Source organism: Bacillus sp. AFS055030 (genome assembly GCF_002574545.1).
Classification (GTDB): Bacteria; Bacillota; Bacilli; order Bacillales; family Bacillaceae_G; genus Gottfriedia.
The window spans coordinates 134,615-141,890 of the sequence record NZ_NUGT01000031.1; the positions used below are offsets into that span (position 1 = coordinate 134,615).

4 protein-coding genes and 3 pseudogenes are annotated in these 7,276 nt (G+C 33.3%); 1 reads left to right on the top strand and 6 read right to left on the bottom strand.

Translation table 11 applies throughout. From position 1 onward, the window contains the following. Positions 1 to 21: 21 nt before the first annotated feature. The 6 genes and pseudogenes from CN925_RS13345 to CN925_RS21720 form a co-directional block, all read right to left on the bottom strand. Entirely contained in the window at positions 22 to 1,740 is a 1,719-nt protein-coding gene (locus tag CN925_RS13345) for a carbamoyltransferase family protein (protein WP_098846712.1), read from the bottom strand. Positions 1,741 to 1,859: 119 nt separating this feature from the next. Continuing rightward, a complete protein-coding gene (locus CN925_RS13350) occupies positions 1,860 to 3,122 on the bottom strand; it encodes a glycosyltransferase family 4 protein (protein ID WP_098846713.1) in 1,263 nt (420 codons plus the stop codon). A gap of 261 nt (positions 3,123 to 3,383) precedes the next feature. Beyond that, entirely contained in the window at positions 3,384 to 4,319 is a 936-nt protein-coding gene (locus tag CN925_RS13355; protein ID WP_098846714.1) for an NAD-dependent epimerase/dehydratase family protein, read from the bottom strand. A gap of 38 nt (positions 4,320 to 4,357) precedes the next feature. Continuing rightward, a pseudogene (locus CN925_RS13360) lies at positions 4,358 to 5,482 on the bottom strand (DegT/DnrJ/EryC1/StrS family aminotransferase). Between the two features lie 286 nt (positions 5,483 to 5,768). Further along, positions 5,769 to 6,746, bottom strand: a complete 978-nt coding sequence (locus tag CN925_RS13365; RefSeq protein WP_098846716.1) for an ABC transporter ATP-binding protein — start codon at positions 6,744 to 6,746, stop codon at positions 5,769 to 5,771. Further along, a pseudogene (locus tag CN925_RS21720) lies at positions 6,746 to 7,033 on the bottom strand (ABC-2 family transporter protein); the annotation flags it as partial. The pseudogene CN925_RS21720 and the gene CN925_RS13365, both read right to left, overlap by 1 nt. Before the next feature lie 107 nt (positions 7,034 to 7,140). Between CN925_RS21720 and CN925_RS13375 the strand changes: the two are divergent. Further along, positions 7,141 to 7,276, top strand: a pseudogene (locus CN925_RS13375) (IS21 family transposase); the annotation flags it as partial.

Consider the following 7,276-nt stretch of genomic DNA (forward strand, 5'->3'; position numbering starts at 1 on the left):
ACAGTACAGGCTAAGTATTGCTCAACCATTATTTTTTTCTATTACATAATTACCCATTATTAATATATCCAATCCAGTACCATAAAAACACCTGATCGCATCCTGCGGTGAACATACAATTGGTTCACCTCTAACATTAAAAGAGGTGTTCAGTAAAACAGGTACCTTACTTAGCTTGTAAAATTCGTTTATTAAACTCCAATATCTATAATTAGTCCCTTTTGAGACGGTTTGGTGCCTAATAGAACCATCCACATGAACTACAGATGGTATTAAAGCTTTCTTTTCATTATTTATATAATCAGCAACAATCATAAAAGGAGATTCAAATGAATGATATAAATAATCTTGTTGATACTCCTCCATAATACTCGGGGCGAAGGGTCTAAAGTATTCTCTATATTTTATCGTTCCATTAACTTTATCCTTCATTTCTGGAATTGTTGGGTTAGCCAAGATAGACCTGTTCCCTAAAGATCTTGAACCAAACTCCATCCTACCTTGAAACCAAGCAATTATCTTTCCATAATGTAGTTGTTCCCCTGCAAACTTTTCAATATTTTCCACATAACGATAATTTAACTTGTTATTTAGTAGGATTTTCTCAATTTCTATATCTGAATATTCAGGACCCCAATAGGCGTGTTCTAACTTATTTTTTAATGGGGAAATATGCAGGTCCTTACAACAAAGTAGAGCTGCTCCAATAGCAGTTCCTGCATCATTAGAAGCTGGATTTAAGAATAAACGATCCACCTCAGGTAACTGGTGAATCTCTCCGTTCATTTTGCAATTCATACCTATTCCACCTGAGATGCATATATCTCTAATGCCTGTTAGCTTTACGTATTTGTTAACGATTTTAACTACGATTTCTTCTAATTTCCTTTGTACCTCATAAGCTAAATCCATGTGGTATTGTAATATCTCACTTTCGGGTGTTCTAGGACTCCCAAATTCTAAAATTAACTTATCGGTAAACCTTTGACTATATTCCCTTTTCCCTTGGCATATATAAGATGAATCGATTTTATATTTTTCTTCTTCCCACCAAAGAACCTTATCTAATTTATTTCTAATCTTCATATTTGGGGAGCCAAAAGGTGCTAAACCCATTACCTTACCTTCTCCACTATTAGCTTTTAGTCCTAAAAATTCCGTGAAAGCTGAATAAAACCACCCCAAAGATTCTGGTTGAACATACTTCTCCAATTCTATTAGTTCGTGATCTTGTCCCCTGTAGATTACCGTTGTGTTCTCTTCACCATGAGCATCTAAGGCTACAACAATTGCCTCCTTAAAGCCTGAAAGGTAGTAAGCACTTGCAGCATGAGAGAGGTGGTGAGAATAAAATGATACTTGAGGTAGGTCACCTTCTATTCCTCCACTCTTTAGTGCATAGGCAAGCATACGTTTTTCCAATTCAGGATTGTATTCAATCAATTGAATACTTTGTATCGCCGATCCTATAATATCTTGATCATTAAAGCTTTGTTTATAGAAATGATTCATATAATTTGGATATTTGTTATTGTCCCAGCCTATTGCTATATGATCTATGTCACTTATTTTTAGTTTACTCCATTTTAGTGCAGCTTTAATTGCATTGATAGGTCTACGGTTAGGAGCTTTTTTAATTCTACAAAACCGTTCCTCCTCAGCAAAAAAGGTCAATTTACCGTTTTCTATTAGGCAAGCTGCCGGGTTATCCCCATTTGATAACAATCCTAAAATATTCATTATCCTACAATTCCTTTCTAATCGTTTCACCGCGTTCTAACACAATGAAAGGTAATTTAGTCTTTTGAATTGACCCTTAACAAAAGTGAGATAGTTGGAAATTCTAACTACTCCTACCACTAAAAAGACTTTTTGTCATTTGTAAGCATTTGTCTTTGATGGTTCTCGTGATGAATACGATTTTCATATTCTATTAGAGTCTGATTATATACTTCTAAGGTTTTAGTTGCGGTACTTGCCCAGTTAATACCCTTAACTACCTCCAATCCTTTCTTTGAGTAATTCATTGCTGTTTGTTTATTGTTTAACAGTAAAATTATTGCCCGAGCTAATTCCTCTATGTTATTTGGAGAAACTAGAATTCCATTTTGTCCATCTTTCACTATCTCTACTAAACCACCCACTGCTGATACTATTAGAGGAGTACCTTCAGCCATTGCCTCTAAAGCTACCATAGGAAAGTTATCTGTTAAACTAGGTACTACGTGTACAGAAGAAGTATTTAATATCTCTCTAACCTCACTTGGTGATTTATAACCTGTAAATTCAACAAAGGGTTCGAGGTTTAGTCTTTTTACTAAATACTCTAACTCTTCCTTAGCATTTCCATCTCCTATAATCTTTAATTTTAGATCTGTACCTGAGTCAATCATGGCAAGAACCTTTGCAAAAGCTGATATTAATATATGACAACCTTTAATAGGAATTAATCTACCACAGAAAGTTATTATTTTCCTTTTTTGAAAATTTCCTTTCTCTTTTGGTAACATTTTATTGCTAAAATTACTACTTACACCATTATGTATAACCTGGACACTAGTGCTTATCTTACCGAACCTAGGCTCTAATTGTTCTTTCATCCATGAGCTTACTGCAATAATTGAATTTGAGTTATTCAGTATGTATCTTCTATTAGAATCAACTATATTAAAAACAGTTGTAGAGAGGGCATGTAATGTTGTTACCATAGGTATATTAAACAACCTCTTTACAATAACTGATATGTAAGCATTATAGGCATCATGCACATGCAATATATCAAACTTTTTACACGTTTTAAGGTAATTGAATACCATTGGAAATATTTCTAAACTCATTGCGGCAAATTTAAAAGGATGTATTTCAGAACGGTACTTATTGTAGTCAAAATCCTCTATATCAGGAAAATTAACTTTAAATTCACTAGGGAATGTTACAACCGTAAGATTTTCTGAGGAGTTTACCTTAAGTTCATCCGGATTAAGAGTAGATCTGTCTAATCTAATAACCAGGACTGTAACCTTGCACCCTTGTTCTATCAAATTTGAAGTTAGTTCCTTTACATGACTCCCAATCCCTCCTACACTAGGCGGATAATCTGGAGTTATCATTAATACATTCATTCCAAGCCCCTCCCTTTGAAAGTTATAATTGTTAGGTTATTTTTGTTAAAGGTGACAGAAGATGTTTGCTTTAAACTCTTAACCACAGTTTACGAACACTAAGATATATCTGAGTGCTTTCTTATATTTTCGAGTCATTTTGTTTTACCAATTTATTTATAATCAAGGGTAGAGTTAGTACTCTATAATCTATGAAAATCAAATTTCTATTTTTCCATAGATCAACCTTTTAATTGATAGCTATTCTTATAAAACGGTTATTTAAGATGTTAAACTTTCTTTTTGACTAAGAATCCAATTTAAGTAATCGACTATTCCATCATATAATGTCTTCTTGGGAGCCCATTCTAGTAGCTGTTTAGCTTTATCAATTGAAACTAACGTTCCAAGAAAATCGCCTTCTCTTGATGGAATATATTCAATAACGGTATGCGGACCCAATATCTCTTTAATAGTTTCAGCAATTTTATTAATAGAGATGGCTTCTTGTCCTGCAATATTTATAATTTGATTTTGAGCATTTTCGGACAGTGCTGCCACACATCCAGTTGCAAGATCCTCTACATATATAAAGTTACGGAACTGAAGCCCAGATCCATGAATTTGAATAGGTTTTCCATTTAAAGCATTTTTCAAGAAATTGTAGAACACTGTACCATTTCTTGATCGAGGTCCATAAGGAATACCAAACCTAAGTATTGTAAAGTTCACCTCTGTTCCTTTACAGTAATTTTCACATAATACTTCTCCGATATATTTTGTAGAAGTATATATATGTGTCATGTTTTTAATATTTATTGGAGATGTTTCATCAACAAGAATTCTATTGGCAATATTTCCCGCCTCAAAAGCACTATATACCCACTCAGTACTAGCATAGATAATTCTTGGAACTCTATTTTTACTTAATGCTTCTAGTACATTAGCAGTCCCCTTAATATTTACCTCTACAGTTCGCGGTTTATCCTTTATAGCTATATTTACATCAGAAACCGCAGCCAGATGATATAAGACGTCAATGTTTTTAATGTTATTTAAGCAACAATCTAAATTGAGGATATCTGTGTGGACAAACCTAACACCATCATTGTTTGGGTTTACATAATCAAATACAATAACCTCATGTCCCCCTTTTATTAACATATCGACTATATGTGAACCAATAAACCCTGCCCCACCTGTAACACCAACTCGCATCTAATCACTCCTAATTAATTTAATTTATGATAGCAACCTTATGCCATTTTAAGCACACTGTTGATAGCATCACATACATGTTGCACTTCGGCCTCTGACATATCTGCAGATACTGGAAGGCAAATATGTCTATTTGTAAATGATTCAGTCCCTGGGAACTCTATTGAATCTATTTTTGTTATCGGTTGTCTATGACAAGGAACCTAATACACTTCTCCTCCACAAAGTACACCTCTGTCTTTAAGCTTTGATTTAAAACTCTCTCTATCAATTCCTTCTTCCAAAATAAAGAACACCTTGTACCAATTAGTAGAACCTTCTTCAACCGGGGAAACAAATTTTATTCTTTCATTACAAATTTCCGACTTATATGTAAGTGCTACCTTATTTCGAGCATCAATAAAATTTGTAAGTCTTTTGAGTTGAAAATAACCAAGTATTGCATGCAATTCACTCATTCGCCAGTTTGAACCAAATCTTACGTGCAGATTGTTTGAAAAATCCAACTTTCCATGATCACGATAAATTTCAAATTCACTATGTAAATTCTTATGTTTTGTAACTACTATTCCTCCTTCACCACTAGTTATAACCTTTGTTGGATAAAGTGAGAATGTACCAATATCACCAAATGTTCCTGCTTGAATATCTTTAAGAGAAGCACCTATAGCATGAGCAGCATCTTCAATCAGTAAAAGATTGTTTTTCTTGCAATAGTCTCTAATAGATAGGATTTCAGGAACTATTATTCCTCCTATATGAACTACAACAACTGCTCTTGTATTAGAATTATGCAACCTTTTAATCTCATCAAGAGTAATACAACCAAAATGAGGGTCACAGTCTGCATAACGTACTATTGCGCCATTTCGTATAAAGGATATAGGAGTAGCAATAAACGTATTTGAAGGAATAATTACTTCTTTTGATTTTAATTCCAAACTTAGACATGCTATTTCTAAGGCACTTGATCCACTAGAAACAGCAGATACATATTGACTTGCTAATAGTTCCTTTAATTCATTCTCAAATCTTTGTGTGAAGCCCCCTAATGTCAATCTTCCGCTAGAGAAAACTTCTTTAAGATCTTCAAAAATTAATTCTTGATCTTCCATGGGAATTACAACTTTTGTAGGATTTACTTTCATACACTTAATCTCCATTCAATAAAATTAGTTTTAGGGAGGTACATAAATCTTTTTTACTTCTTATGTATCGTAATGCCTTCTTACATGTTTAATGGAATATGAATTTTCCATTTTTTAATACAAAATTAAAAAATACATTAAATACCAATACATTGATTAAAATTCTGTTTTTTTTGTATATGAGATACTTCCTAACAATAGAGGAGACTCTTAAGAGGTATTAGACTCCCTGCCATAGCCAAGATTATCTATAACTACTACATCATGACCTCTTTAATGTAAGGCATAATTTTTAAAGGCATCATTTCCTACTGGTTGTATACATTTGCATAATGATATCCTCAATTTTAGGTTCTTTAATCGTAAGATTCTGAATTGTCATTATATCTGCCAATTTCTTAATAATTATTGCTATTTCCGTATCATCATGTACACGAAACCAGATGTTACCATTCTCCACTTTTTCTATATCGGGCCCTTGCCACGTTTCTTTGTTCCAATCTTTAGCTTCTACTACAATGTAGCGGTGCTCTCCAAAAGACTGAATCATTTCCTGTGAACTGCCATCAAAGTGTACTTTTCCTTTATTTATAAAAATGACTCTACTGCATAGGCGTTCAATATCATCGAGATTGTGAGTAGTTAGGATGATAGTGACTTTCTTTTCCTTATTTATTCTTTTTAGGAAATTTTGAATTTTTTCTTTAGCAACTAAATCAAGACCAATTGTAGGTTCATCAAGGAAAAGGATATCTGGATCATGTAACAATGCAGCTGTTATATCACCTCTCATCCGTTGTCCAAGACTTAACTGTCTTACTGGTGTTTTTAAAAAGCTTTCCATATCTAATAACTCTGTAAATAAGTTTAAATTAGCCTTAAACCTCTCAGATGGAATATTGTAGATCTTACCTAGGAGTATAAAGGATTCAATAAGTGGTAAGTCCCACCAGAGCTGTGTCCTCTGTCCAAACACTACTCCAATATTCCTTGAATGCACTTTTCTGTGTTTATATGGTTCTATTCCATTAACCAACACTTTTCCATTGGTGGGTACTAAAACTCCCGAAAGAATTTTGATGGTAGTTGACTTACCAGCTCCATTTGGCCCTATGTAACCCACAAACTCACCTTTTTCAATAGAGAAACTAACATTATCTACAACTCTTTTAACTGATCCACCTTGAGTAAATAATCTTTTTAAAAGACGAAAAGAGCCTTGTGTGTTGCCATGAACCCTAAATTCACGTATTAATTGATCCACTTCTATAACAGGCATTAAGATCCAGCTCCTTTGTAATTATTTATTGCTTTTATCCACAAAGTATAAGTAATAAATGACATCAGAATTGCAACAATAGGTGAGGCATAAATAAGGTAACTAGAGAATGGTGCATCCTGGACATCTCCAAAGAATAGGTAAGAAGGATAGAAGTTAATAAAAGCAATCGGTATAACAAAAGTTAGTATTGATTGAATCCAATTTCCATATATAGTTAAGGGAAAACGTGTAAATTGTTCAAAAAAACTACGAACAATTGTCCTAAGACTAGTACTTTGTAAAGTCCAAAATGAAGTACATTACAAATGCTAATTTAAATATGTACAAGATTGATTAAATAAAGATGTACAGTTTCGACTCTCTTCTACATACTAATCCTGGGGGGATTAGTATGTACATATCACTAAATATTCAAACCAATTATGAGATTAAGAGTCTTTTAGACTTACCAAAATTAAAGTTACTTATGGGGAGTTTGAAAATGAGAATTAACAAGAGTCAGCTAGCGAAGGAATTAAATGTAGATC